Below are 24,838 nucleotides of genomic sequence, written 5' to 3' on the forward strand. Positions count from 1 at the left end.
GGTAGCACCTGCGGCGCGGGCTGTTCTACCGGCTCATTTTCATCAACGAGGGGTTCAGCCGCAGATAGACCTGCGCCGAAACGGGCGTTGCGCCATAATAGGCTTTGAGCTCAGCATCGGGGCGGTATACAGTGGCCTGGGCCCCAAACGTGAGGTCGGTTTTGGCTATCTGGGCCACCCGGTAGTTGGCTCCCAGCGTTAGGGCATGTACGTTGTAGTTAGTATGCCCTTCCTGAGCACCAGGGCGCGGAATCTGCAGCTCCTCATCCGACTTCTGCACGAACTCATAGCGCCCGTACACGGCCGGCTTGCCCAGCTGCAGGTTGGTTTCGGCCAGCACGGAGTGGGCGGCCGGGTCGGTATGGCCGTCTGACACGTGCTGGTTCATGCCCCATACCAGCGCCGACGTGATATAGCGGTAGTCGCCCCATTGGCTGCTCTGGATGATGGAGGCCGTGGTCCGCTTCACGTCTTCATCTACGTGCAATTCTTCAGGACTTTTGATGAAGGCCCGGCTGACCTGTAGCGCCAGCCCGGCCGTGGGGTTCCAGTTGAGGCGTCCAGCCCAGGAGTCCGCGCGGGGCTTGTCGAAGCCGTAGCGGTGCTCGTCGGGCTCCCGACCCGTGAAGTTGGAGCCTTCCAGCTTAAACTGCTTGTAGCGCACTCCCAGCGTAGCTACTCCAAAAGCAATGTGCGTGGCGTCCTGCCAATGGTGGCCCAGCGCCGCGTCGGGGTTGGGCATGGCCGAAATACGGTGCATAAAGGCCACCGGCCCAATGGCCGGCTCGCCGGGGTAGCCCACGTACGCCGTCAGGTCCACGTCGTCTGAAAATGCGTGTGTGTAGCCGATGCTCAGCGCCGAAAACAGGTCGTGCGGGTGCTGGCGGTCAACCAGGGGCTGACCTTGATACGCTTCGCCGCTCTGGAACAACAAGGGGTAGCCGTTGCCGCCTTCCGTGAGCGGGTCCAGCGAAATCATAGCCGTCAGGTTCAGCAAACCTTTCTGCCCGATGGGGCGCTGGGCCATCGTCATAAACCAGTTGGGCGCATCGAAGGTGCTGCCGCCGCGCTGGCCACTGCTGCGGCCCAGGTTCTGGCGGGTGTAGCGCACGTTGATAGCGCCGTGATTCATCACCATCCACTTGCCATGGTGGCTCATCCACATGTACATGGGCGTATTGTTGGGGTTCCAGGCTGTGCCGGAGCCGTTGCGGCTCATGGGCAGCCGGCGCGAATAGGCGTGGCTCATTCTCTCCATAGCCCCATGGTTCATACCCGCGTGCCCCATATCGGCGTGGTTCATGCGGGCCCGGCTGGTGTCAGGGGGAGTGGTGCCGGGCATCTGGTGGCCCTGATGCTGGCTGTGGTCCATTGGCGCGGCGCGGCGGGTAGTATCGGCGAGTGCCGGTTTGGGCGCCATCTTGTGGCCTTCGTGCTGGCCGTAGCCCACCGTGCTGGCGAACGGTAAGAGAAGCAGGAAAAAGAATGTACGCTGGAAGGAGGCCATAAAAAACCGGGGTATTGCAGGGGAATTACTCCTTACAATACCCCGGCGGGCAGTCATTGGTTATACAGAATACGGCCGCTGTGCGTGCGAAACCCGGCAAGCCGGATACTGAAGCAGCTTACGCCAGCTGGTCCAGCGAAAGGCGCTTGGGCAGCAACTCGCGGCGGAATTCGCTGACGGAACGACCCGTCACCTGGCGGAACTGGTTGCTCAGGTGTTGGCCGGAGCTGTAGCGCATCTGGTCGGCAATTTCGCTCAGCGTCATTTCATTATAGCTGAGCATTTCCTTTACCCGCTCAATTTTCAGCCGGATCAGGTATTTTTCAATGGTCAGGTTGGCTGTCCGCGAAAATACTTTGCTCAGGTGCGAATACGTAGCAGCAAATCGGTCGGTAAGAAATGCCGATGTGGTGAGCGGCATACGGGCCGTACGGAGGTGCTCCAGATATTCGACCAAGGCACCTTTAATTTGTTCGGTCATCTGCTCGGCCCGGCCCATCAGGACATCAAAACCTGCTTCGCGTAGCAGCGGAGCTACTGCGGCGGGGTCGGCGGGCGTATGCTCGTCGAGGTGGGCCTCGCCTAGCGTTACTTCGGTGGGGCGGTAGCCGGCTTTCTCAAGTACGGTACGGACGGCTTCCACGCAACGCGGGCAAACCATGTTCTTAATATGAAGCAGCGTTGTTTTCACGGGTTATGATGTTTTTCGGACCGCGTTACTGTACGCGTAGGTTTACGAACGGTTGCCGTTGCTACGGCAGGTCGGCGCTTCCGGTTGGTTTCCGGTGCAGATTCGGCCCAGCCTTTGCCAAACCAGTTGGCGGCTGCCCAGCTCACGAAAGGCACCACTCCCAGAAAAGTAACCGACAACAGCCAGAAAAATACGAAAAAAGCACCGAATAATCGCCCAAAGAATCCGTCGGCCGCGCCGAACAGGTACCCAACCAGCGCCAGCGCCATTGCAAGGCTCACGGCGGCTATAATCCCGGCCCGGCGCAGCAGGTGTGGGTAGTTGAAAGTAGGAGCGGAACGGGGTTTCATAGGCAACGCAAGGAAGGCAAATATACCAGTTCTGGTTTTTGGCTGCCAGCTTGGCTGACAGCACCGCAACAACACGCGGCTGTTTCTGCCGTACCAACATTCGATTATCTTGCGTGCCAACCGCTACACTCTCCACTTCTTTCTGCTTATGAAACGTCCTCTGCTGCTCAGCCTGCTGGCTGCCACCACGCTGTTTTCCGCCTGCAACACCGGTACTTCTACTGGTGATACGAATGTGGAAACCGGTGCCTACAAGACCAAAAACCCCGACCCAGGCCAATCCACTTCCTCCGATTCGGCTACGGCCGGCCTGCAGCGCGACACCGCTAACACCCCCACCGGCCGCCAAGTATATGAGAAGGCCGCCGATGCCAAAGACCGTAACCGCGACGGAATTGCTGATTAGCTTCTGCACTTCCCGCAAACAAAACAGCCGGCCCCTCAAGGGCCGGCTGTTTTGTTTGCGGGAAGCAAAACCCGTAGGCTAGTAAAACACGAAGCCGTTCGGGAGCAGGCTCACATTGAATGAGTCGATGGCAGTGCCTGTAGGCTGGTAGCGGATGAATTTGCCGGTGCCGCTGTAAGGCGCAATAGAACCGTAGATAGTGTTATCGGCTGGGTCGATGTTGAAGCCATAGAAGCTGCGCCGGATCAGGGGCGTGGTAGGCAGTGCAGCCGCGCCGGTGCTCATTTGGTACACAGCCCCTCTGTAGCGGTAGTAAAGCTGGGTTTTGGTGCTGTTCAAGCGTAGCTCCGAGGCGCCGCCACTAGTGAAGGGCAGTACCAGAGAAGCTGCCGGAGTAGTCGTATTGAGCTTTATCAGGTTGGCCGGAGTAGAGGAAAGCACCGGATAAGGCGCGGTAGTGCCGTAGCGCGTGATACCGCCGCACAGCACCCAAATGGCCCCCGTCTGGTCCTGCACCAAACTAGTAGGACCGTCCTGCACTGGAAGCGTGGCTTCTACCACATCGGTAGCCGGATTGATTACGCTGACCGTGTTTTCGTCGGAGTTGGCCACGTATACTTTGCCGTTGGCTAGCAACATACCTTCAGGCTGGCGGCCTACTGCAATAGTTTTGGTGATGGTGTTGGTGCGTGTATCGAGTACGGCCACGCGGCCAGTGCCGCCTAAGGCTACCCACTCACTGATGTATACTTTGCCCGCGGCAGCGGCTATGGCATAACGCGGCTGTTCTAGCCCGGTTACGGTAGCAACCGCCGCAAACGTGCGCAGATTAATGACTTCTACCTTTTTGCTGTTGTTGACCACCACGTACCCCTGCTCGTCCACCACCAGCATCGACTGTACCACGTCGCCCAAGTCGCGCTGGTTCACGGTGCGAAAGGTGCTGTTGTCAATGACCGAACGGGACGATTTGCTGAACAGGCTGACCTCGCCGTTGGGCGTGCCATACTGGCCTTCGTTCAGTACAAATACGTTGCTACCGTCTTTGCTGAGGTTATAGATAGGGGAGGTTTCGTCGTCGGAGTCGCAGCTGGCGAGGGCAAGGGCGCCAAAGCCGGCGAGGAACAGGCGGCTGAACAACGGAAAAGTACGATACACTGGCAGCATAGAAAAGAAAGTTGGAATGAGAAAACAGGATTAGCGCCACATCAGGCGTAGGCTCAGGCTGCCCCAGCGTGGAGGCATGGCCCGCGCTTCGTACACCTGATAGTTGCGGTTCGTAAGGTTGAAGCCTTGAACTGCTATCAGCAGGCCCAAAGAGGAGCTGAGCTTTAGGGTATAGCCCATGGTGGCGTTCAGCAGCAGATAAGCCGGCAGTTGCTGGCCATTACCTGAGTAAATGGAGCGGGAACCGGTGTAGCGCAGCGTGGAAGAAAGCTGCCAGTTGCGCCAGTTCTGGTCGGTGGTGAGAGCCGCGCTGTGTAGCGGCACATAGGCCAGTTGCTTGCCGGGAGCCAGCTGGTCGGCCGCGTCGCCCTTGGTTTTCTCCGACTGCGTCAGGGCATAGCTCGCCCGGGCGCTGAGGCGGTAGCGCCCCAGTCGCCACTTGGCCTGCGAGCTGGCTTCCAGGCCCTGCGCACGTACCTGGCGGAGGTTGCGGGGAGTGGTATAGCCGGTGCGCGGGTCGGAGGCCCATTCCACCCAGTTGTCTACCAGCTGGCGGTAAGCCGTCAGCTCCGAAGTCAGGGTTAGCTGTGGGGTTGTGGTGTAGCTGTGCTGAAGGCCCATTTCGTAGCCGTAGCCGCTTTCCGGGAGCAGGTTGGGGTCGCCGCCCTGGGGCCAGAACCGCTCGTTCAGGGTTGGGGCGCGGTAGCTGCGTGAGGTGCTGGCTTTGAGAGTAAGCTGCTGCCGGGTGGTCTGCCACACCTGCCATTCGGTGCCTAGTGTAGGCGTAAGTGGGACTGTGCGGCCCGGTAGTACGGCCTGGCGCAGGTTGGCCGAGATACGCAAACCAGGGCGCGGGTCGTAGCGGAATAAGGCATAGCCAGCAAAGCGGTTTTCGGTTACCTCGCGGCGGTACAATTGCGGCTCCACAGCAAAATGCTGCGCTTCTACCCCAGCCCGCAGGCTGGCTCGGGTGCCAAAATTCACGGTGTGGTCGGCCTGAGCCTGGGTGGTGTGCACCGTAGAGTTGCTGCTCGTAGCGTCGTTACGGAAGTTCAGCACGTCTTCAAACCACGCCACTTTCACGCCTGTCTCATGGCGGCTAGCCACGTGCCGGTAGCCAGCGAGTAGCCGACGACTCTGGTCCCATTGCTGGGCGTGTGTATTGGCCGAGCCGATAGATGGCTGAATCTGGCGGTCGGCATCCGTGAGCCACGCCGAGGCCTGCACTTCACTGCGCTGGCCTACCCGCAGCACAATATCCTGCGCGAGGCTCCATTGGCGCAAAGCTGCGTTTTCCTGGCGGCGGCGCACTAGGCCGGTTATTTCGCGGGTAGAGTAGGGGAAGTCATTGTCGGCAGTGCGATACGAGGCCGCGGTGCGCACGGCAATGCGCTGGTTGCTGAAGCTGCCTTCTGCGCTACCCGCTCGCAAGCCGTAGCTGCCAGCATCAGTCTGGACAGTGCCTCGCAACCCTGCGCCCCATACGACCCCCGATGACAACAGCACCGTGCCACCCACTGCGCCCGTGCCATACGTAGCACCGGCCGGGCCATGCTGCACTTCGGCGCGAGTATTTGCGCTCAGGGGTAATAGTGAAAAGTCCGTTTGCCCAAGTGTAGGCAGCATCACATTGAAGCCGTTCCAGAGCACCGCTGTATGTTGCGCCGACGTGCCCCGAATAGAAATAGAAGCCAGCTGTCCTGGCCCGTATTCTTTCAGATACAGCGGCGTTCGGGAAGCCAATGCTTCTGCCAGCGTGCTACCGGTCGGCAATACGGCGCCGGAGTCCAGTACCGCTGTGACGCGGCTGCCCACTGCAAACCGGCTGGGGCGCACGCCCTGTACCCGCACTGCTGGCAGGCGCTGAACAGAATCGGTAAGGGGGGAGGAAGTTGGCTGCGCGAAGGCTACACCGGCAAACAGCAGAAGGCCCGCCAGCAGCAGCGCGCTTCGGTAAGGCTGGCACAACCAAGCCAGGCAGTGATGCCAGATACAGGACGCAAACACTCGAACCAAAATTTCCGAACCAGGAAAATTCAGTTCAAAACTTTAGGCAAGGAATTCCGAAGCCGGAACGCCACCCTAAAGCCGAGGCCGAAAACAGAAAATCAGGCTGCTATTAGAGCGGCCACTGCATTCATTCTCCGCCCTTCCACCGAAGGCGCTGAACATAGGAATTGCAAAGGCAGGTCTCCTGGCTTGCTTCGGGTACGCCGCCTTCCCATTTCTCGGGCCCGCACCAGGTGCAAGCTTTCTTCGAAACAGTGGCAGCTGAGGCGTACCAACTCATGAAGCGTACAGTTGCGGGGACAGCTCCGGAATTGAACCGGATTCCCTTTTCAGCCTCGCCCCGCAATTGGGGTCCGGCCACCTCTACAGCCGCGAAGGTAAGGCAATAAATTGGGAGAAATCAAAAAGCTGATGCGCGTAATGGCCAGTACTGGCTTCCTGTCGTACTGCCGTTATCGTATCCTGCCTTCTTTATTCCTGTTTTGCTTTGACCAGAATCCTGCCTCTTGAGTTTTACCAGCGCCCCGACCCTGTACAGATAGCACAGGACCTAATAGGCAAGCACCTGTACACAAGAATTGATGGCGTGCTGACTGGTGGCCGCATTGTAGAGACGGAAGCATACGCTCACGTCAACGATTTGGCCTGCCACTCGCACTTGGGGCGCTACACTGCCCGCACCAAGGTGATGTATGAGCCCGGCGGCATAGCCTACGTGTACCTCATTTATGGCCGCTATGCCCTGTTCAATATCATCACCAACGAAGCTGGCAAAGCCGATGCTGTCCTAATTCGGGGGCTGGAACCACTAGAGGGAATCCCGGAAATGCTGTTGCGGCGCGGGTTGCCGGGCGTGCAGCGTAACCTCACGGCCGGTCCCGGCCTGCTGACCCAAGCGCTGGGCATTAGCACCAAGCACTACGGCACCGACCTTACCGGCGGCACTATCTGGCTGGAAGACCATAAGGAAGTAGTGCCCTCTGATCAAATTGTGGCCAGCCCAAGGGTGGGCATCGACTATGCTGGCGCCGATGCGGCGCTGCCTTGGCGGTTTCGGCTGGCGGGCAGCAAGTGGGTGAGCCCGGCGAAGTAGATGTTGTAGATCAGGAAGTCGGCTACTCAGATAAGGCACAGCGCCTCCTGCCGGCTCGCTGCTTTACAGCTTCTCGCACACCAACACCATCAGCTTGCCCTCCAGATTGGTGGTAGCAAACAGATATGTTTCGCCGCCTTCCCGGATGCCGGTGCGGTGCCGGAACTCCGCTACGGTGTCCGGGAAGTTGCGGGTCGTGACGTGGGCCCGGCCATCAGAGCCTAAGTGCGCTTTGAGTGACACGCCATCATACTTTCCCACGGCCCGAATGCGGAATATGCGCCCCGGGAAGTCGGTGCGCAGTACGTCGGACGTGTAGAGGTGGCTATGCTGGTGCAGCTTCAGCAGCTCAAACGCCGTTCCGATACTGCGAAAACCGCCCGCCTTCAGCACGGCTACATTGGGCTCGTAGAGATACTGCTGCGGCTCGGCGTAGCGCGGTATGGCGCGGGCTTCACGGGCCCGGTTCATTCGGAATTCCTGCTGCGTCCCGTCGCGGCGCAGGTTCACGGTATAGCGCTCTGGGTCTACTGCTGGTTCGGGGCCCAGCTCATACAGCACTTCCTTGCACTCGTTGTCCACGGCTACCACCCAGAGCCGCCGCACCTGCCGCAATTCCAGAATGGCCTGCTCTATGTCGAGCATAGGGGAGGTTTTGAGCAGTACCCGGCGGCCCTTGTGCAGCAGCAGCGGCATCAGGCGCAGTACGTCCGGCTCACAGTCCTGCAGCCGGAAAATCTTGCGCGCTGCCGTATCGCGCCGGGCCGGGTCGAGGTAAATCCAGTCGAAGGTATCGGGCGTGCTGCGCAGGAAGTTTACCGCATCTACGGCATGGTATTGCACATTCCGAACGCCCAGGTGGGTCAGGTTGAAACGCACCACTTCCGCTAAAGCGGCGTTGCGCTCCACGTAATGCACCTCCGCCACCTGCTCGGCGAAGCAGGATACATCCACCCCAAAGCCGCCGGTAAGGTCTACCAGCCGCTGCCCGCTCACCAACGATGCTTTGAAGGCAGCCGTGCGGGCCGAGGAAGCCTGCTCTACGGAGAGGGCCGGCGGAAAAATAAGGTCAGGATTGTCGGCCCAGGCCGGAACCTTGGGGCGGGCTTTCTGGCGGGCCTGAATCTGGCGCACCAAATCAGGGATGGGCAAGCCCGGATAGCGCCGGGCCTGCAATGCTAATTGAGCGGGGTCGTCGTGCAGGTGTTCAGCAACATACTGCCGGGACGCCGCGGGAAGCGGAAATTCCATGAACTACTCGTACGAACAAACAAACAGGCGGTTCGCCTGAACTATGACTTAGCGCAGCTGCCAGCGCAATGCCAGTTGTGGCTGTCCGGTCGGCGCTACAGCCACTCCCACGCCCGAAGGCAGCAGGCGCTGCAGCACACCGGTATCATGCGCCGAAGACAGGCCAGCATTGTGTGCGTCTACGGCCCGCTGGAAATGCTCGTTGGTGTGGCGCGTGATAAGAATGTTCGACAGCAGGCTGGCCGCGGCAATACCCACCGTCACTTTCTGCGGATTGCTGAAGTAATGCTGCTCACCACTTCCGCTAAATGTTTGGGCGCCGTACACCGCCACAGAACCTACAAACGTGAGCCGCTCGGCCAGAAAAATCCATTTCTGCCGACGGTAGCGGTTCAGGTTGCGCAGCGCTTCCTGGTTGCCGGCCAGGTACGGGCGCAGTTTCTGGCCAAAATAGCCCGCATTCTGATAGTCAGAATCTGTCGGGGCGGCCTTCGGGGAGAAGTAAAAGTTCTTCTGAACCCCGTTCAGGCTTCGCTCCTTGTCTTCGGGGCTGAGCTGAATAGGAGTACCTGTTTGCCCCATGGCGCTACCCGCCCACAGACTTAGCAACACAACCAAAGAAGGGCGGAATACCCGCGCCAGGGGCAAAGCAGAATGATACATAAAAGCAAATATAGTGAACTGCTACCAACCAGAATCATGCTGTTTAGCAGAAGATTCCGGAGCCAACCCAACAAAAGTCGAGAGCGTTACGTTCTGTCGGCAATCATTCAATCCACCGAACCTATGAAAACCCTCGTCCCTACCTTCCGACACTTGTTGCTGGCGGCTGCGCTGCCGGCTGCCTTTGCCTTCTCAGCCTGCGGTGATGACGATCCGGACCCGGTTCCGGCTGTAGACCAGGGCAAGGTACTGCTGTCACATGCTGCCGCGTCTGCCAACGTCCAGGTGAAGGCGCTGATTAACGACACAGAAGTAGGCCAGCTGAACTACGGCCAGAGCAGCGGCTATATGAACGTGAATGCCGGCACACCGACGCTGAAAATCAACAACAGCGCCAACCAAACTGCCGCTTCCCAGACGATTACTGTTGCCAAAAACCAGAATTATTCGGCGTTTGCTTACGCTCCCACCGCTACTACAGTAGGGCTGCTGCAAGTAACCGACGACCTAACCGCTCCGGCTTCTGGCCAGGCTAAAGTGCGCGTAGTGCATCTGGCTCAGGGTGCACCTACTGTGAAGCTTTCCCAGCAAACCATAACCGGCCCCGTAGACATTCCAAACGTGACGGCTACGTTCCCGGCGTCGGCTACTGCCACCACATGGGCGTCTAACTTCGTTTCGGTGCCGTCTGGCACTTACAACCTGCTGGTTACTAGTGGTTCGCCATCCGTGACGGTAGTGGCCGTCGGTGACGGTACCGGTACAGGCGTGAATGGTACTGCTACGGCTACGGCTACCAAAAATTACGAGTCCGGTAAGATTTACACGGTGCTTGTTCGCGGTATCGTTGGCAGTATCGATCCGGCCCTGCAGCCCCGGGCTGTTGTCATTCAACACAACTAATTCCGGTTTTCTTGGAAACCGCTTCAGCCGGCTGCTCCTGTGGAGCAGCCGGCTTTGTTGTATAGCCGAACTAACATTTTGGATATCTTTGTGGTTGATTCAAAAAAATCCAACATCATGGTTGAGACCAAGACCACGGCCTACGTTCCGTATAAAGTAAAAGACATGAGCCTCGCTGAGTGGGGCCGCAAAGAAATCCGTCTGGCGGAGGCTGAAATGCCCGGGCTGATGGCGCTACGCGAGGAGTATGGCAACAGCAAGCCCTTGAAAGGTGCGCGCATTGCCGGCTGCCTGCACATGACCATCCAGACGGCTGTTCTCATCGAGACGCTGCAAGTCCTGGGCGCTGAGGTGACGTGGTCGTCGTGCAACATTTTCTCTACCCAGGACCATGCGGCAGCGGCCATTGCGGCCGCTGGCACCCCTGTGTACGCCTGGAAGGAAATGACCGAGTCGGAGTTCGACTGGTGCATCGAGCAGACCCTGTTCTTTGGCGAGGACCGCAAGCCGCTGAACATGATTCTGGACGACGGCGGCGACCTGACCAACATGGTGCTGGACCGCTACCCCGAGCTGGCGGCCGACATCAAAGGCATTTCGGAAGAAACCACCACCGGCGTACTGCGCCTGCTGGAGCGCGCCAAAGCCGGCACGTTGCCTATGCCCGCCTTCAACGTCAACGACTCGGTTACGAAGTCGAAGTTTGACAACAAATACGGCTGCAAAGAGTCGGCAGTAGACGCTATCCGTCGTGCTACCGACGTAATGATGGCCGGTAAAGTAGCAGTAGTAGCCGGCTACGGCGACGTAGGAAAAGGTACGGCTGCTTCGCTGGCCGGCGCTGGTGCCCGCGTTATCGTTACCGAAATCGACCCAATCTGTGCGCTGCAGGCTGCTATGGACGGCTTCGAAGTGAAGAAGATGGAAAACGCCATTCCGCGCGCCGACATCGTCATCACCACCACCGGCAACTGTGACATCATTCGCGAAGAGCATTTCCGGGCCCTGCGCGACAAAGCCATTGTCTGCAACATCGGTCACTTCGACGATGAGATTGACATGGCGTGGCTCAACAAAAACTATGGCGACACCAAAGATACCGTGAAGCCGCAGGTGGATATCTATACCATTGAGGGCAAAGAGGTGATTATCCTCGCCGAAGGCCGCCTCGTGAACTTGGGCTGCGCCACCGGCCACCCTTCGTTCGTGATGTCGAACTCGTTCACAAACCAGACGCTGGCGCAGCTGGAGCTGTGGCAGAACGCGGCTGCTTACGAGAACAAAGTCTACACGCTGCCCAAGCACCTCGACGAAAAGGTGGCCCGCCTGCACCTCGCCAAAATTGGGGTGGAGCTGGACGAGCTGACGCCCAAACAGGCTGACTACATCAAGGTGCCGGTAGAAGGCCCGTTCAAGTCGGACCTGTACCGCTACTAAGCGGCTACGCCCTCCGGCCCAAAGAAAACCCCGCCCGGCACTGCGCCGGGCGGGGTTTTTTATTGCTCAACTGAAAACCAGGGAATACCCAAGCGGCCGGGAAAAAGGTAGGCGTGTACGGTGTCGCCGGGCTGCGTCTGTTCGTACAGCTCCTCCGTTACGGTAACATCTTCGGGCGCTGTTCGTGGCCCCCAGGCACCTGCTTCAAGGTAATATGTGGTGGTTTTGCCGGATGAGGAATGCTTCCCCTGCACCGGCACGCGGTATACGCGTGGCTCGGCCTTATCAAAGGCGCAGTTGTACGCCACCGGCGCCGCGTAGGCATATGCCAGTGAACAGACCACCAGGATGGCCAGTGCGCCCCATCGGCTACCGGGGTTGCTGAGGAAGCGCCAGTTGCCATACGCCAGCAGACCGCCAAACAGGGCGGCAACAACTGCTGCCAGCGGCCATACCCGGGCATACTCCAGCAACTCAAAATCAAACAGGTTCCGCAGCAGTAGAGCTAAAGTAGGAATGAATAAGGCTGAAGAAACAGAGGGGTACGCGCTGTCCTTGCGCTCATCGGCCCGGATAAGGCCCCGATACCAGAGTAAGGCCAGTAGCGCTACCGGCGGTAGCGCCAGACCGGCCTGCATAGCCCAACTGTAGGGCTGAGTGTAGAAAAACAGCCACCCAGCCACTGCCCAGGCGGCTATGTTCAGTACGCGGCATACTTTCTGCGCCTGCAGAAGCTTCTCCTCCCGCTCCGCTTCGGTGCGGCCTAAGGCATCGTCCTGCAAAATTTCCTGGGCTTCCTGCTCCTGTTGCTGCACATCCAGGTCCGGAAACCGTTCGGCCAGCCAGAACTGAATGTCCTCGTAACCCTCACTGGTGTAGCCTATTTTTATAGTAGGATAGGCTTTGGAAGCCGGTACGATGTATGTGAACTTGTCGTCAGTACGATATCCAAGGATAGCTTCCAGCGGAATTTCCTTGCTTTGTAAAGTGCCTTTGTACCGGACACTTTGCTCGCTTAAAATATGCCTGCCCTTGTACGTTTCATAAATGGCGTAAGCTAGAAACAGGCTTATTGCCCAGGATACAATGGTCAGCACAAACAAGCCAGCATCCCATTCTCTATCCGCAATCCAAAAAGGCGAAGACAGAAACAGTAGTATCAGCGGCGGCCCCAGTACATAAATGAATATGCGCCAGCCTTTAGCAGTGCCATAGCTGTACACAGCGGTAGTAGGAGTAGAAACAGTCAAGCGAATAGGAAATAGGGGTTGAACACAAAACCTAAAGTTACGGCCACTCACGAAAGCGGCCAACTCCTGAGAGTTGGCCGCTTGCATCGTCCATGGTGTGATTGACTCAGTCCTGAAAAAACGGCTGCCCAATCATCTCCTCCGATTTCTGCCAGAAATGCCGGATGTTTTCGGGGATATTGAAGGTCGATTTTACGGGTTCCGGCCGCTTCTTCGCGAAGTAGCCGCCGCTGGTGCCGGCCACTTCCGGCGAGGTAGCGAGGTAGATGCTGGTCTGGGCCCCGTCTTCGGAAGTCGTCATGAAAGGTGCGGCCATCTGGTAAAATGCCCGCGTGAGCCAGGTGGAGTTGCTGCCGAAGTTGCTGGCCACCACGCCAGGGTGCAGGCTGTTGGTGCTGACGTTGGTGATGCCACGCTGGCGCAGCTGCCGGGCCAGCTCCTGCGTGAACAGAATATTGAACAGCTTGGAATTGGCGTAGGCCCGCATGGGCGAATAGTTACGAGTGGCATTCAGGTCGGCCAGATCGGGTCTGGCGAACTTGTGGGCCATAGAGGCCACATTGATAATGCGCGCCGCCGGGCTTCGCTGTAGCTTATCGAGCAGCAGGCTGGTAAGCAGAAACGGACCGAGGTGGTTGGTGGCCAGCGTCATTTCGTGGCCGTTCACGGAGGTTTCCCGCTCGGCTCCGAATACCAGCCCGGCGTTGTTTATCAGCACATCCAGGCGGGCGTAGCGCTGGTTGAACTCCTCGGCCGCCCGCCGCACCTGCCCCAGATCCGACAGGTCGCAGAGCAGCACATCGACGCGGGTGCCAGGCTGGGCCAGCTGCTGTAACTGCTGGCGCGTGTGGGCTGCTTTTTCGGCGTTGCGAGCCAGTAGCACCACGTGGTAACCTTTCCGAACCAGTTCGCGGGCGGTTACTTCGCCGATGCCCGACGTGGCACCCGTAACGAGGGCAATAGACTGGGAGGCGTCGCTCATAAAAAGGAGGCTGAATAGCTGGACGGCTATACGCAGGGCAGGGGGCGAAGTTGAAATTGCCTTCTGGATAGGATTCGTCAAGCCATGTGTCCGCGTTGGAGCCCCGGGATTCCCGTGCCAAGTGGTTGTTTGCTTTGGCCGGAGTGTCAGGGCTGCTTTGTGCCCGTACCCCGCAGAGGACCCTGCCCGCCTGGGTCGCTGTATTCGTAGCGGTAGCTGAGCTTAGCGCCACTGCCGCGCACTACGCATGTAAAGTTGCGTAGGCCACCACAAGAGTTGGCCGCAAGCACTGCCAGTGAAGTCTTGCTGGCATTAAAAGTTACGGCCAACGGACAGTCGCCGAAGCTGATTACGCTGACAGTCGTCGGGCCTGTTTTGGTCACGCTGAAAGTGCCCCCACGGATGATGGTGGTAGTGCCTTGGCCGTAGGCGCCAGTATATACTATGGTATCAGCATAGACGTAGTTGCCTTCCAATGCATCCGCGGGATACTTGCAAGTGCCGTCGTCCACGGTTGCGTCGGGGTTATAGTTTACGGAAGTCATATCCTTGCAGCCCCGTACTTCCTTCGCAACTTCCTCTTTTTGGCAGGAGGTAGAACCCAGAAGAAATAAGAAACCAAGTGAAGCAAATACAATGTCTTTTGTCATATGTAAGGGATGAAAATCAAATGTCCCGCAACTTACCCGAGATAGTACAAAATTCAATCTGTATCTGCGAGCCTATTTCAGCGGATGGAGTCTGCGGCCGCCTATTATAAGTAGCGCGGCCGTGGCCAGGGCTGTGTATAAATTCAGGATATTTGCCGCTTATGCCTGCCGTTCTGCTGTCCGTCGTCGTCATCACCTTTAACGAAGAAGCCACTATTGCCCGCTGCCTGGAGGCGGTGCGCGGTATTGCCGATGATGTGGTGGTGGTCGACAGCTTCTCCACCGACAGAACGGTGGCCATCTGCCAGGAACTGGGGGCGCGCGTCATTCAGCACGCTTTTGTGGGTTACGTGCAGCAGAAGAACTTCGCCACCGCCCAGGCCCGTTACGATTATGTGCTGCAGCTCGACGCCGACGAAGTGCTGACCGACGAGTTGCGCCAGAGCATTGGGCAGGTCAAGCAGAACTGGCAGGGCGGCGGCTACACGCTGGCGCGCCTCACCAACTACTGCGGCAGCTGGGTGCGCCACGGCGGCTGGTATCCCGACCGGAAACTGCGCCTCTATGACCGGCGCTTGGGCCGCTGGGAAGGATTGTTGCTGCACGAGCGGTACGAAATGCAACCCGGGCAGGCCGTTGGGACTCTCCAGGGCGACGCCCTGCACTATTCCTACCACTCCATTGCCCAGCACATCAGTCAGCTCAACCGGTTCACCAGCATTGCGGCCGACGAGCTGTGGCTACGCAATAAACGGCGCGTGACGTGGTTTCACCTGCTGCTCAAGCCGTGGTGGAAGTTTGTGCACGGCTATTTTTTTCGGCTGGGCTTCCTCGATGGCTTCGCCGGCCTGAGCATTGCCCTGATTTCGGCCGTGGGGGTGTTTCTTAAATTCGCCAAGCTTAAAACCCGTTCAGCCTCGGCTGAGTAATACTTTCTGGCGCTTCAGTCGGGTTCTTGTCTGCGTGGCGCTCTACCCAGTTCAGCTACGCCCCAAGAGCTTGCCGGAGCGGCACGTTGCATGAAGACAATCCTGATAAGCCGTACCGACGCCATTGGAGACGTAGTGCTGACGCTACCGGTTGCCGGGCAGCTAAAGCGCCATTTTCCTGACTGCCGGGTGCTGCTACTGGGCCGCACCTATACGCAGGCCATTGCGGAGGCTTGCCCTTGGCTCGATGGTTTCCTCAACTACGATGATCTGCAGAAGCTGCCAGCCGCTGAGCAAGTGGCGACACTGCGCCGGCAGCACGCCGATGCCATTGTGCATGTATTCCCCAATAAAACCATTGCCCGCCTGGCCCAACAAGCCGGCATTCCTGTCCGTATCGGAACCCGGAACCGGTGGTTTCACTGGCTGACCTGCAACCGGCTGGTAGCTCTGAGTCGGCGGCACTCCCCGCGGCACGAGGCGCAACTGAACCTGACGCTGCTCCAGCCGCTACTACCAGCTGCAGTTCCGTCTCTGCCTGAAGTAGCTGCTTTAATGCGACTTACGCCCCAGAAACCGTTGGCGGCTAACCTGCAGCAGCTGTTGGCGGCCAGCCGGCCGGAGCAGCTTAACGTGATATTGCACCCACGCAGCCGGGGCAGTGCCCGCGAATGGGGACTGGAGCACTTTGGTACGCTGGCACGTCTGCTGCACCACGCTGGTCACCGGGTATTCGTGACGGGTACGGCGGCGGAAGGGCAGGAGCTGCAGGCATGGCTCGCCGAGTACCAGCCCTACCTGGCTGCCGACTTAACGGGCCAGCTGACTTTGCCACAACTGCTGGCGTTCATCGGCTCCGCAGATGGGCTGGTGGCGGGCAGCACAGGCCCTTTGCACATGGCGGCCGCCCTTGGACGCTATGCATTAGGGTTATATCCCCCTATCCGGCCTATGCACCCGGGCCGTTGGGCGCCTCTCGGCCCACACGCCGACTATCTGGTGTTTGATAAACCTGCTTGCCAAGACTGCCGTCAGCAGCCTGTGGCTTGCACCTGCATCAAAGCAATAGCGCCCCTGGCCGCTCTACAGCGGATAATTGCGTGGAATCCCTCTATCTTGTCCAGCTGAGCCAGCGTCTTTTTTCGATTTATGACTCAATCTGTTGCCTTCTCTTTTTCTCTGCGTCAGCTCTACCACGATGGCCGCCTGTCACAATACCTGCTGTTGCTGGCAAGCATAGCGGCCGTTATTGGGCTGTTTGCGTCGCGGGCAATGGTGTCGCTCAGTCCGGTGGTCGGGTTTCTGGCCGCAATGGCCCAACCCCGATTGGCCGAGCGCCTGCGGGCCAGTACGCGCCTGCTTACCTGCCTGGCTATGGGGCTGTTGTACCTGTTCTGGCTCGTGAGCGTGGTGTATACCTCTGAGCTGGACGTCTGGCGCCACGAAGTGTATCGTAAGCTGCCGCTTGTCATTGTGCCTCTGGCCTTTGCCGTGGCTGTGCCGCTCAATCTGCGGCAGCGTTTCGGGGTTGGTTTGCTGTACGTAGGTCTGGCTACTGCGCTGGCCCTGGGGACATTAGGCCGCTACCTGCTCAATCCGGCCGAAGCCAACTACGAAATAAGCATCGGGCACAACGTGCCAGCCATTACGGGCATCTTCCATATTCACTTCAGCATCATGCTGGCACTGGCCTTCTTCTTCGCCTTACTGATGCGGCGTAGCGCACTGGCCTCATCGGCTATGCGGTGGGGGCTGCTGGGCTGTGCCGTGGTGCTGTGCCTGATTATGCACGTGCTGGCGTATCGTACCGGGCTGCTGGTGCTCTATGGCATGCTGCTGCTGGATGCGGCCCTGCTGATTGTGCTGAAGCGGCGCTTTGTGCTCGGAGCCATTTTGCTGCTGGGCCTCACGGTACTGCCATTGCTGGCCTATTTCACCCTGGAGCCTATTCAGCGGCGCGTAAGCGTCTCGCTCGATGATCTGAACCAGTACAAATCCGGGCGCGACATCAACGACTATTCCATGGCCAAGCGGTTCGCCGCCTGGAAAACCGCCACCGTCATTGCCCGCCAGCACCTGCTCGTAGGAGTCGCGCCCGCCGACGTAGATGCCGCCATGATAGACCAGTATAGCTACCAGAGTTTTGGTCTGCTTCCCAAAAACTGGGTCATGACGCACAATCAGTATCTGGAAGCCATTGTCGGAGGGGGAATGGTGGGACTGTTGCTCTGGCTTTTGGTATTGTTTGGGCCCTTATTGCAACCTGCGCTGCGGCAAAATCCGTACGTTGTACACTTCCTGCTCATGATGGCCATTGCCAATCTGGTCGATTCGCTGTTACAGATGCAGACAGGATTCAATATGTTCGTGTTTCTCTACGGCTTTCTGGTCGTCGATACCGAGCGGGCGGCCCGTCTCATGGCAGTCAATAGTGCCGCTTGAGTGCCATAGGATAATCAGTACATTTGTTTACACAGCATTTTTTTCACCCCGCTGTTATTTGCCGCGCCCCCATATGAGCGACTCTCCCGAACGGGTTCCGAAGCTTAGTAAAGAAGAGAAAGACCGTCGGTTTCAGGCTGAATTAATGCCTGTAATCGATTCTCTGTACAATTTCGCCTTCCGTCTCACCTTGGACGAAGACGACGCCAATGACCTTGTGCAGGAGACTTATCTGAAGGCCTATCGGTTCTTCGAGTACTTCGAGCAGGGAACCAACGCCAAAGCATGGCTGTTTCGCATCCTGAAAAACTCGTTCATCAACGACTTTCGGAAAAAGAGTAAACAACCCGCCAAGGTCGACTACAGCGAAATTGAGGGCTACTACAATTCGGAAGACGTCGAGTCCGACAGTGACGCGGGTGGAACCTCGTCTGATATGCGGCAGCAAGCCGTGCGTGACCTCATCGGCGACGAAGTGGCCAGCGCACTCAACTCACTGCCCGTGGATTTTCGCACCGTCATCATCCTCTGCGACCTGGAAGGGTTTACTTACGAGGAGATGGCCAAAGTGCTGGACATTCCTATCGGTACGGTTCGCTCCCGCTTGCACAGGGCTCGTAATTTCCTGAAGGAAAAACTGGAGAAATATGCCCAGTCGATGGGATATGGCTCCGAAGCCGGTGCTACAGACACCGAGCTGGAAGAAGACGAAAACGAATAACCGTAACGCGTTTCACTTTATCATGGAAAAGACCTCTACTACCCAAATTCCATCTCCCACGCAGCAGGCCTCTCCGCCTGCCGCCGACTGTGAACGCGTGAATACGATACTCGACCAGCTTGTAGTGGGGCAGCAACCCACCGTGGAAGACGAAGAATACATCGTTGACCATGCCGATGACTGCTCGCCTTGCTTCGACAGCATTGAAAAGCAGCGCGCCTTTATTGGCTTCCTCATGTCACATGTAGGGCGCAAAGGAGCGCCAAATTCGCTTCCTAATACCATTTTGTCGCGGTTGCAAACGGAAATGGCCTAATTTTGCCCGATGCAGGGTAAAATTATAGCGTTTTCGGCCCCTTCCGGTGCCGGCAAAACCACTATCGTCCACCGCCTGATGGCGGCCATTCCGGACCTGAGCTTTTCCATTTCGGCGTGCACCCGCGACAGACGGGGCCGCACCGAAACCAACGGAAAAGACTATCACTTCATTTCCGTTCAGGAGTTTCAGGAGAAAATCCGCCACGATGAGTTTGTGGAATGGGAGGAAGTGTACGAGGGTGCCTTCTACGGCACGCTCAAGTCCGAAATTGAGCGCATCTGGGAGAGCGGCAAGCACGCCGTACTGGATGTAGACGTGAAAGGAGGCCTCAGCATTAAGGAGTTCTACAAGGACCGAGCCTTGGCCGTTTTCGTGAAGCCGCCTTCGTTGGAGGTGCTGGAAAGCCGCCTGCGCCACCGGGCCACCGATTCTGCTTCCAGCATTTCTGCTCGTCTGTACAAGGCCAATTTTGAATTGACCTTTGAAGACCGGTTTGATGTGACGGTCATCAACGACGACCTGGATGAAGCTACCGCGCAGGCTGAGAAGCTGGTGCGGGACTTCATTACGGCGGAGCCAGCTATCCTATAATGGAGGTCGGTTCTGGCCGCCCAACCAAGGTCGGACTGCTATTCGGCTCCTTCAATCCCATTCATATTGGCCATTTGATTCTGGCCGAGCACATGGCTACGCGCACTGGATTAGACGAGGTGTGGTTTGTCGTGTCGCCGCAGAGTCCCTACAAGATAGGCCAGGAGTTACTGCCAGAGGCTGCCCGGCTGGCGCTGGTACAGGCGGCCATTTCTGATAATGAGCGGCTACGCGTGTCAGATGTAGAATTTCATCTGCCTCGCCCCAGCTACACCATTGCTACACTGGACGAGTTGCGTCAGCAGCATCCCGCCATTGCCTTTACCCTTCTCATGGGCAGCGACAATCTGGAGGGGCTGGCCGGCTGGAAGGATGCCGACCGGATACAACAGGAGTTTGACCTGTATGTCTATCCTCGGCCCGGTCATCCGGTAAGTGAACAAGGCCTTAGGTCACGTGTGCAGGTAGTTTCTGCTCCTCTACTGGACATATCCGCCACCTTCATTCGGCAAAGTATCCAGGCAGGACAATCCATCCGATATTTGGTGCCCACAGTTGTTGAGTCCTTGATTCGACAGCACCGCTACTGGATTACCTAGAAAGCAAAAACGCCCGCTCAACAAGTTGAGCGGGCGTTTTTGCTTTCTAGGTAAGGGCTGGATCAGATGGTCATGATTTCAGATTCCTTCTTGCTCATCAGGCCATCAACCTGTGTGATATAGCTGTCGGTAGCTTTCTGCACCTTGGCTTCGGCATCCTTAATGGCATCTTCGGAGGCGCCATCTTTCAACAGCTTCCGCAACGACTCGTTCACGTCCTTGCGGATGCTGCGGATGCGTACTTTGCCTGCTTCGGCCTCGTTTTTTACCTGCTTTACCAGTTCACGGCGCCGCTCTTCCGTCATGGGCGGAATATTCAGCCGTACTCCCTCAGCGTCAGACTGTGGGTTCAGGCCCAGGTCACTGTTCTTGATGGCTTTTACTACTTCGGCAATGATATTTTTTTCCCAAGGCTTGATGAAAAGCGTGCGGGCATCGGGAGTCGAAACGTTGGCTACCTGTGAGATAGGCGTGGGAGTACCATAGTAATCAACCCGCAACGAATCGAGCATGGCCGGCGAGGCCTTGCCAGCCCGGATACGGCTTAGTTCCAGGTTGGTGTGTTGAAGGGACTTGCCCATCGACTCTTCGGCTTCGCTCAGGTAAAACTGAATTTCCTCGTCCATGTGTGTAAGTGAATTAGAAATTGAAAATCAACAATCAGGAATGCAGTCGTGGAAGCCAGCTGTTCGGCCTCAACTCATACCTTATCTGATCAATGATTCGGTTAGGCTTGCTCAGTGGGAGTGTCCAGGCTAGGCTGCAGGCTGCTCTGCTTGGTATTCAGGGGCTGGGGCTCCGTTACTTTCATCGTAACCAGAGTGCCTACCGTTTCGCCATCAATCAGCCGCTGCAGGTTGCCCGCCTTGTTCATATCAAAAACGATGATGGGTAGGTTGTTTTCCTTGCACAGCGTGAAGGCGGTCATGTCCATCACGTTCAGGTTCTTTTCCATCACTTCATCGAAGGTAATGGTTGGATAGCGCACTGCCGACGGGTCCTTCTCGGGGTCGGCGGTATAAATGCCATCCACGCGGGTGCCTTTCAGCACTACATCCGCCTCAATCTCAATAGCCCGCAGGGAGGCTGCCGAGTCGGTGGTGAAGTAAGGGGAGCCAATGCCGGCCCCGAAAATCACGACGCGCCCTTTCTCAAGGTGGCGCAGTGCCCGCCGCCGGATGTACGGCTCACATACCCGTTGGATTGTAACGCCTGAAAGCAGCCGGGTATTGACGTCCAGCTTTTCGAGTGCGCTTTGCAGAGCCATGGAGTTGATGACCGTGGCCAGCATACCCATATAGTCGCCCTGCACCCGGTCCAGGCCAAACGCTTCGGCCTGAACGCCCCGGAAAATGTTGCCTCCTCCAATTACAACGGCTACTTGAGTGCCCGTGGCAGCTGCTCTCTTGATTTCCTCTGCGTATTGCATCAGCCGGATGGCATCGATGCCGTATTGCTGTTGGCCCATCAGCGCCTCACCGCTGAGCTTGAGCAGAATTCGTTTATACTTCAAAATCGGAGGAATTAAGTGAGAAATCGGGAAGGAGCTGGCAGTTGAGACTGTATGACCTGTACGGTAGAGCTGCCCGGTAGATGCACAATCAGACAACGCGACACAGCTCTGCTACTTATTAGATGCCGCCGCCGTGCCAGTTAGGCAAATTGAATCAGCACTTGGCCTTTGTTGACATTGTCGCGAAGCCCGATCTTGATGGCGGCCACCGTGGCGTCGCCGGGCGCCTTGAGTATGTTTTCCATCTTCATGGCTTCTAAAACCAGCAGCGGGTCGCCTTTCTGTACCGTCTGGCCCGGCTCCACCCGGATATCCACAATCAGGCCCGGCATGGGAGCTTTCAATTCGTTGACTTTGCTGACGGCGGCGTTGCTCATGCCCAGCTTATCAAGCAGCAGATCAAACCGGTCTTTGGCCTGCAACTCCAGCAGCTGACCGTTAATCTTGAATTGAAACGTTTTGGCAGTATAATCTGCCGCTACTATTTCAGCGCCGTAGGAGCGGCCGTCGTACAGAATATGAAAGCTGCCCGGGCCGACTACTGCCAAATCCCACTCAAACGGCTGACCATTGACAGAAACTGCGCCATTGGCACGATAGTCTACATCCCAGGAGTGAGTGGGGCTGGTGCTGACCTGTAGCATAGGGAAGGGGAGGAGTGAGCGGAAATGGGCTTAAAGATAGGCCAATTCTCAAATAATTTCGGAACTTGAGGACCCATATTCCTAGTGTATTTGCGCATGAAATACCCGATTTTCGGTGTTCTGAGCCTCGTTCTGGCATGCCAGCTGGAAGCACCAGCTCAGGCGGTTAAGTCTGGTAAGCCCACCAGTAGCAAGGCTGCTACGCATAAGAAAACTGAGCAACCGGCCACGCCTCCCGCTGCTACTGTAGGAGTGGTTGTGCCATCCTGGTTGCCGCCCACGCATTCGGTAAAGCCGGCTGCTACCATCCTGCACGATCTGCTGGACACCAAGCTCGACGTCCGTTTCGACTGGAACAAACAATGGCTGCTCGGAACAGCTGTCCTTACAGTTCGTCCTCACTTTTATCCGCAAAATCAGCTGCTGCTTGATGCCAAAGGCTTTGAGGTGAAAAGTGTGAAGCTGCTCAGCGGCAACAAGGAGAAAAACCTCAACTACACCTACGATAAAAAGAAGCTCACTATTAACCTGGACAGAGCCTACTCCCGCACGGAGCCTTGCCAGGTGCGCATACAGTACGTGGCCAAGCCCAACGAACTGGAAGCCGGCGGAAGCGCGGCCATTACGCAGGACAAGGGGCTGTACTTCGTAAACCCGCTCGGTACTGACAAAACCAAGCCCCGCCAGATCTGGACCCAGGGCGAGACGGAAGGAAGCTCCTGCTGGTTTCCGACCATCGACAAGCCAAACCAGCGGATGACGCAGGAAATCAGCCTGACGGTTGAGGGAAATCTGAAGACGCTGTCCAACGGCTTGCTAATTGCGTCCAGGAAAAACAACGACGGTACCCGTACCGATACTTGGAAGCAGACCCTGCCGCACGCTCCCTATCTGACCATGCTGGCCGTCGGCAACTTTGCTGTCGTGAGCGACACATGGCGCGGCAAATCGGTTGACTACTATGTCGATCCGCAATATAGCGGCACGGCCAAAGCAGTATTCGGCAACACGCCCGAAATGCTGGATTTCTTCTCGAAGAAGCTGGGCGTTGATTTTCCGTGGGAAAAGTATGCGCAAGTCGCCGTTCACGACTTTGTCTCAGGGGCCATGGAAAACACTACGGCCGTTACGTTCGAGCAAAGTTTGGTGCAGTTCACAGCTCGTGAGCTGCCCGATGTTGGCTACGATGCCGAGTCTACGGTGGCCCACGAATTGTTCCACCATTGGTTCGGCGACTATGTCACGAGTGAATCGTGGGCCAATTTGCCCCTGAACGAATCCTTCGCTGACTATTCGGAGCTATTGTGGGCCGAGCACAAATACGGGGCTGATGCGGCGGCGCTGGTACAGCAAGAGAAAATGGGCCGCTATTTAGAGGAAGCACAGAGCAAGCGTGAACCTTTGATTCGGTACCAGTATGCGCAGAACGAAGACATGTTTGACCGGCATTCCTACGACAAGGGTGGCCGGGTGCTGCATATGCTGCGCAAATACGTAGGGGACGAAGCCTTCTTCACGGCCCTGAACCGCTACCTGATCCAGAACAAGTTCTCCGCCTCCGAAATAGCCAAGCTGCGCATTGCCTTCGAAGAAACGACCGGCGAAGACCTGATGTGGTTCTTTGACCAGTGGTTTATGAAGCGTGGCCACCCGGAGTTGAAAGTAACGCATAGTTTCGCCAATGGCCAGGTAAGCCTGCGGGTACAACAGCTGCAGGATTCCACCTTCACCCCAATCTATCGGCTGCCGGTAGGAGTCACAGTGTGGGCCAACAACCAGCCAACGGAACACCGTATCGTCATCACCAAGGCTGACCAGACGTTCCGGCTGCCGTCTTCCCAGCGTCCTGCCCTGGTAAAGTTTGATAGCGACGCCCAACTGCTGGCTGAAATAGAAGAGGAGCGGAGCCAGGAAGAACTTCTTTACCAATTCAGTCATGCGCGCAACTACCTGCAGAAATACGAAGCCATTGACCGGCTTCGCACCAAGAGCGCCGACTTGGCAGTCAGCAGTATGCTACGCGCCGCACTGAACGATAATTTCTGGGCGGTGCGCCAAACGGCGGTAGAGGCGCTGCGCCGCTACAAAGGGCCGGAAGGAGAGTCCGTGCGCAAGGAACTGCAGCGTGTAGCCGCCTCGGACAAAAAAAGCCAGGTTCGAGCCATTGCTCTTACTACGTTGTCTGCTTTCACGAATGAGAACTACAGCGGCCTCTACCTAACGGCGCTCAATGACAGCTCCTACAAAGTAGTTGGTGCAGCTATCCAGGCGCTGGCCAAAACCCCTACCGCCGATTCACAAGAGAAAATAACGGCTTTGCAGGAAACCAAGAGCCAAGAAGTGCTCAGTGCTATTTCTGCCTACTTTTCCTTGAATGGTAGCAGTACTGAGCAGTACCAATGGTTTTTGCGCCGGCTACCCGATGTAAGCGAGGCAGATCTGTATCGGAGCTACCTACCCAACTTTGCGACATTCATGCTTCGCATACCTCCCATAGAGCGGGAGAAAGGAATCCAGAAGCTGGAAAGTCTGGCTCGCAATGCCCCCAACAGTATCGTGCGATTGGGTGCCTACCGCGGCTTGAGCATTTTGGCTACCGGCATGCCCACTATCAAAACGGTCATGCAGGATATTCGCAGCAAGGAAAAAGACGAGCAGGTGAAAGCCTACTACGCACTGATGCAATAGAAAAGAGAAAAAATATTTGACAATGATCTGCC

25 protein-coding genes and 1 riboswitch are annotated in these 24,838 nt (G+C 57.3%); of the genes, 12 read left to right on the forward strand and 13 right to left on the reverse strand.

Annotation, left to right across the window (positions count from 1 at the left end; genetic code table 11):
• Positions 1 to 25: 25 nt before the first annotated feature.
• From IC231_RS05000 to IC231_RS05010, 3 genes are all read right to left on the reverse strand, one after another.
• The gene (locus tag IC231_RS05000; protein ID WP_211538862.1) at positions 26 to 1,507 is read right to left on the reverse strand and encodes a hypothetical protein; all 1,482 of its coding nucleotides are present in this window, start codon (positions 1,505 to 1,507) and stop codon (positions 26 to 28) included.
• Positions 1,508 to 1,625: 118 nt separating this feature from the next.
• Positions 1,626 to 2,150, reverse strand: coding sequence for a helix-turn-helix domain-containing protein (locus IC231_RS20295; protein ID WP_190783472.1), 525 nt, complete (start codon positions 2,148 to 2,150; stop codon positions 1,626 to 1,628).
• A 44-nt stretch (positions 2,151 to 2,194) separates the two neighbouring features.
• Positions 2,195 to 2,548, reverse strand: a complete 354-nt coding sequence (locus IC231_RS05010) for a DUF502 domain-containing protein (RefSeq protein WP_190783473.1) — start codon at positions 2,546 to 2,548, stop codon at positions 2,195 to 2,197.
• A gap of 148 nt (positions 2,549 to 2,696) precedes the next feature.
• On the opposite strand from IC231_RS05010, the gene IC231_RS05015 reads away from it, so the two are divergent.
• Positions 2,697 to 2,954, forward strand: coding sequence for a hypothetical protein (locus IC231_RS05015; protein WP_190783474.1), 258 nt, complete (start codon positions 2,697 to 2,699; stop codon positions 2,952 to 2,954).
• Between the two features lie 78 nt (positions 2,955 to 3,032).
• Here IC231_RS05015 and IC231_RS20300 read toward each other — a convergent pair whose 3' ends face one another.
• Both IC231_RS20300 and IC231_RS05025 read right to left on the reverse strand, forming a co-directional pair.
• Entirely contained in the window at positions 3,033 to 4,112 is a 1,080-nt protein-coding gene (locus IC231_RS20300) for a YncE family protein (RefSeq protein WP_190783475.1), read from the reverse strand.
• A 39-nt stretch (positions 4,113 to 4,151) separates the two neighbouring features.
• Entirely contained in the window at positions 4,152 to 6,089 is a 1,938-nt protein-coding gene (locus IC231_RS05025; RefSeq protein ID WP_190783476.1) for a TonB-dependent receptor plug domain-containing protein, read from the reverse strand.
• 199 nt (positions 6,090 to 6,288) lie between these two features.
• Positions 6,289 to 6,511: riboswitch (cobalamin riboswitch) on the reverse strand.
• 107 nt (positions 6,512 to 6,618) lie between these two features.
• Between IC231_RS05025 and IC231_RS05030 the strand changes: the two genes are divergently transcribed.
• Positions 6,619 to 7,224, forward strand: coding sequence for a DNA-3-methyladenine glycosylase (locus IC231_RS05030; RefSeq protein ID WP_190783477.1), 606 nt, complete (start codon positions 6,619 to 6,621; stop codon positions 7,222 to 7,224).
• A gap of 63 nt (positions 7,225 to 7,287) precedes the next feature.
• Here IC231_RS05030 and IC231_RS05035 read toward each other — a convergent pair whose 3' ends face one another.
• Together IC231_RS05035 and IC231_RS05040 are read right to left on the reverse strand one after the other, a co-directional pair.
• A complete protein-coding gene (locus tag IC231_RS05035) occupies positions 7,288 to 8,475 on the reverse strand; it encodes a class I SAM-dependent methyltransferase (protein WP_190783478.1) in 1,188 nt (395 codons plus the stop codon).
• Between the two features lie 48 nt (positions 8,476 to 8,523).
• Positions 8,524 to 9,138, reverse strand: a complete 615-nt coding sequence (locus tag IC231_RS05040) for a hypothetical protein (RefSeq protein ID WP_190783479.1) — start codon at positions 9,136 to 9,138, stop codon at positions 8,524 to 8,526.
• Positions 9,139 to 9,261: 123 nt separating this feature from the next.
• Between IC231_RS05040 and IC231_RS05045 the strand changes: the two genes are divergently transcribed.
• Both IC231_RS05045 and ahcY read left to right on the forward strand, forming a co-directional pair.
• Entirely contained in the window at positions 9,262 to 10,041 is a 780-nt protein-coding gene (locus tag IC231_RS05045) for a DUF4397 domain-containing protein (RefSeq protein ID WP_190783480.1), read from the forward strand.
• Between the two features lie 117 nt (positions 10,042 to 10,158).
• Entirely contained in the window at positions 10,159 to 11,478 is a 1,320-nt protein-coding gene (gene ahcY, locus IC231_RS05050) for an adenosylhomocysteinase (protein ID WP_190783481.1), read from the forward strand.
• A 59-nt stretch (positions 11,479 to 11,537) separates the two neighbouring features.
• Here the strand turns inward: ahcY and IC231_RS05055 are convergent, their stop codons facing one another.
• From IC231_RS05055 to IC231_RS05065, 3 genes are all read right to left on the reverse strand, one after another.
• The gene (locus IC231_RS05055; protein ID WP_190783482.1) at positions 11,538 to 12,728 is read right to left on the reverse strand and encodes a hypothetical protein; all 1,191 of its coding nucleotides are present in this window, start codon (positions 12,726 to 12,728) and stop codon (positions 11,538 to 11,540) included.
• Positions 12,729 to 12,834: 106 nt separating this feature from the next.
• Positions 12,835 to 13,710 (reverse strand): SDR family NAD(P)-dependent oxidoreductase, encoded by an 876-nt coding sequence (locus tag IC231_RS05060; protein WP_190783483.1) that lies wholly within the window; start codon positions 13,708 to 13,710, stop codon positions 12,835 to 12,837.
• 146 nt (positions 13,711 to 13,856) lie between these two features.
• The gene (locus IC231_RS05065) at positions 13,857 to 14,255 is read right to left on the reverse strand and encodes a hypothetical protein (RefSeq protein ID WP_190783484.1); all 399 of its coding nucleotides are present in this window, start codon (positions 14,253 to 14,255) and stop codon (positions 13,857 to 13,859) included.
• Between the two features lie 266 nt (positions 14,256 to 14,521).
• Here IC231_RS05065 and IC231_RS05070 point away from each other — a divergent pair, with 266 nt between their 5' ends.
• The 7 genes from IC231_RS05070 (at position 14,522) to nadD (ending at position 19,961) form a co-directional block, all read left to right on the forward strand.
• Positions 14,522 to 15,289, forward strand: coding sequence for a glycosyltransferase family 2 protein (locus IC231_RS05070; protein WP_190783485.1), 768 nt, complete (start codon positions 14,522 to 14,524; stop codon positions 15,287 to 15,289).
• A 90-nt stretch (positions 15,290 to 15,379) separates the two neighbouring features.
• Positions 15,380 to 16,417: a glycosyltransferase family 9 protein gene (locus IC231_RS05075; RefSeq protein WP_190783486.1), complete on the forward strand. Its 1,038-nt coding sequence runs from the start codon at positions 15,380 to 15,382 to the stop codon at positions 16,415 to 16,417.
• A gap of 21 nt (positions 16,418 to 16,438) precedes the next feature.
• Complete coding sequence (locus IC231_RS05080; protein ID WP_190783487.1) at positions 16,439 to 17,731, forward strand: O-antigen ligase family protein; 1,293 nt, start codon at positions 16,439 to 16,441, stop codon at positions 17,729 to 17,731.
• Between the two features lie 73 nt (positions 17,732 to 17,804).
• Positions 17,805 to 18,452: a sigma-70 family RNA polymerase sigma factor gene (locus tag IC231_RS05085; protein ID WP_185888769.1), complete on the forward strand. Its 648-nt coding sequence runs from the start codon at positions 17,805 to 17,807 to the stop codon at positions 18,450 to 18,452.
• 22 nt (positions 18,453 to 18,474) lie between these two features.
• Positions 18,475 to 18,768 carry a hypothetical protein gene (locus IC231_RS05090; protein WP_185888770.1) on the forward strand — a complete coding sequence of 98 codons (294 nt, stop codon included), beginning with the start codon at positions 18,475 to 18,477 and terminating at the stop codon, positions 18,766 to 18,768.
• A 9-nt stretch (positions 18,769 to 18,777) separates the two neighbouring features.
• Positions 18,778 to 19,362 carry a guanylate kinase gene (gene gmk / locus IC231_RS05095; protein WP_185888771.1) on the forward strand — a complete coding sequence of 195 codons (585 nt, stop codon included), beginning with the start codon at positions 18,778 to 18,780 and terminating at the stop codon, positions 19,360 to 19,362.
• A complete protein-coding gene (nadD, locus tag IC231_RS05100; protein WP_190783488.1) occupies positions 19,362 to 19,961 on the forward strand; it encodes a nicotinate (nicotinamide) nucleotide adenylyltransferase in 600 nt (199 codons plus the stop codon). Before gmk ends, nadD begins: the two co-directional genes overlap by 1 nt.
• A gap of 62 nt (positions 19,962 to 20,023) precedes the next feature.
• Here the strand turns inward: nadD and frr are convergent, their stop codons facing one another.
• The 3 genes from frr to IC231_RS05115 all read right to left on the reverse strand — a co-directional run bounded on the left by frr (position 20,024) and on the right by IC231_RS05115 (position 22,118).
• Positions 20,024 to 20,587 (reverse strand): ribosome recycling factor, encoded by a 564-nt coding sequence (gene frr / locus IC231_RS05105; RefSeq protein WP_185888772.1) that lies wholly within the window; start codon positions 20,585 to 20,587, stop codon positions 20,024 to 20,026.
• 101 nt (positions 20,588 to 20,688) lie between these two features.
• Positions 20,689 to 21,474, reverse strand: a complete 786-nt coding sequence (pyrH, locus tag IC231_RS05110; RefSeq protein WP_223831323.1) for a UMP kinase — start codon at positions 21,472 to 21,474, stop codon at positions 20,689 to 20,691.
• A gap of 140 nt (positions 21,475 to 21,614) precedes the next feature.
• Positions 21,615 to 22,118, reverse strand: a complete 504-nt coding sequence (locus tag IC231_RS05115; RefSeq protein WP_190783489.1) for a biotin/lipoyl-containing protein — start codon at positions 22,116 to 22,118, stop codon at positions 21,615 to 21,617.
• A 96-nt stretch (positions 22,119 to 22,214) separates the two neighbouring features.
• Between IC231_RS05115 and IC231_RS05120 the strand changes: the two genes are divergently transcribed.
• Positions 22,215 to 24,806 (forward strand): M1 family metallopeptidase, encoded by a 2,592-nt coding sequence (locus IC231_RS05120; protein WP_190783490.1) that lies wholly within the window; start codon positions 22,215 to 22,217, stop codon positions 24,804 to 24,806.
• Positions 24,807 to 24,838: the final 32 nt, after the last annotated feature.

This window comes from Hymenobacter duratus (assembly GCF_014698995.1).
GTDB lineage: Bacteria > Bacteroidota > Bacteroidia > Cytophagales > Hymenobacteraceae > Hymenobacter > Hymenobacter duratus.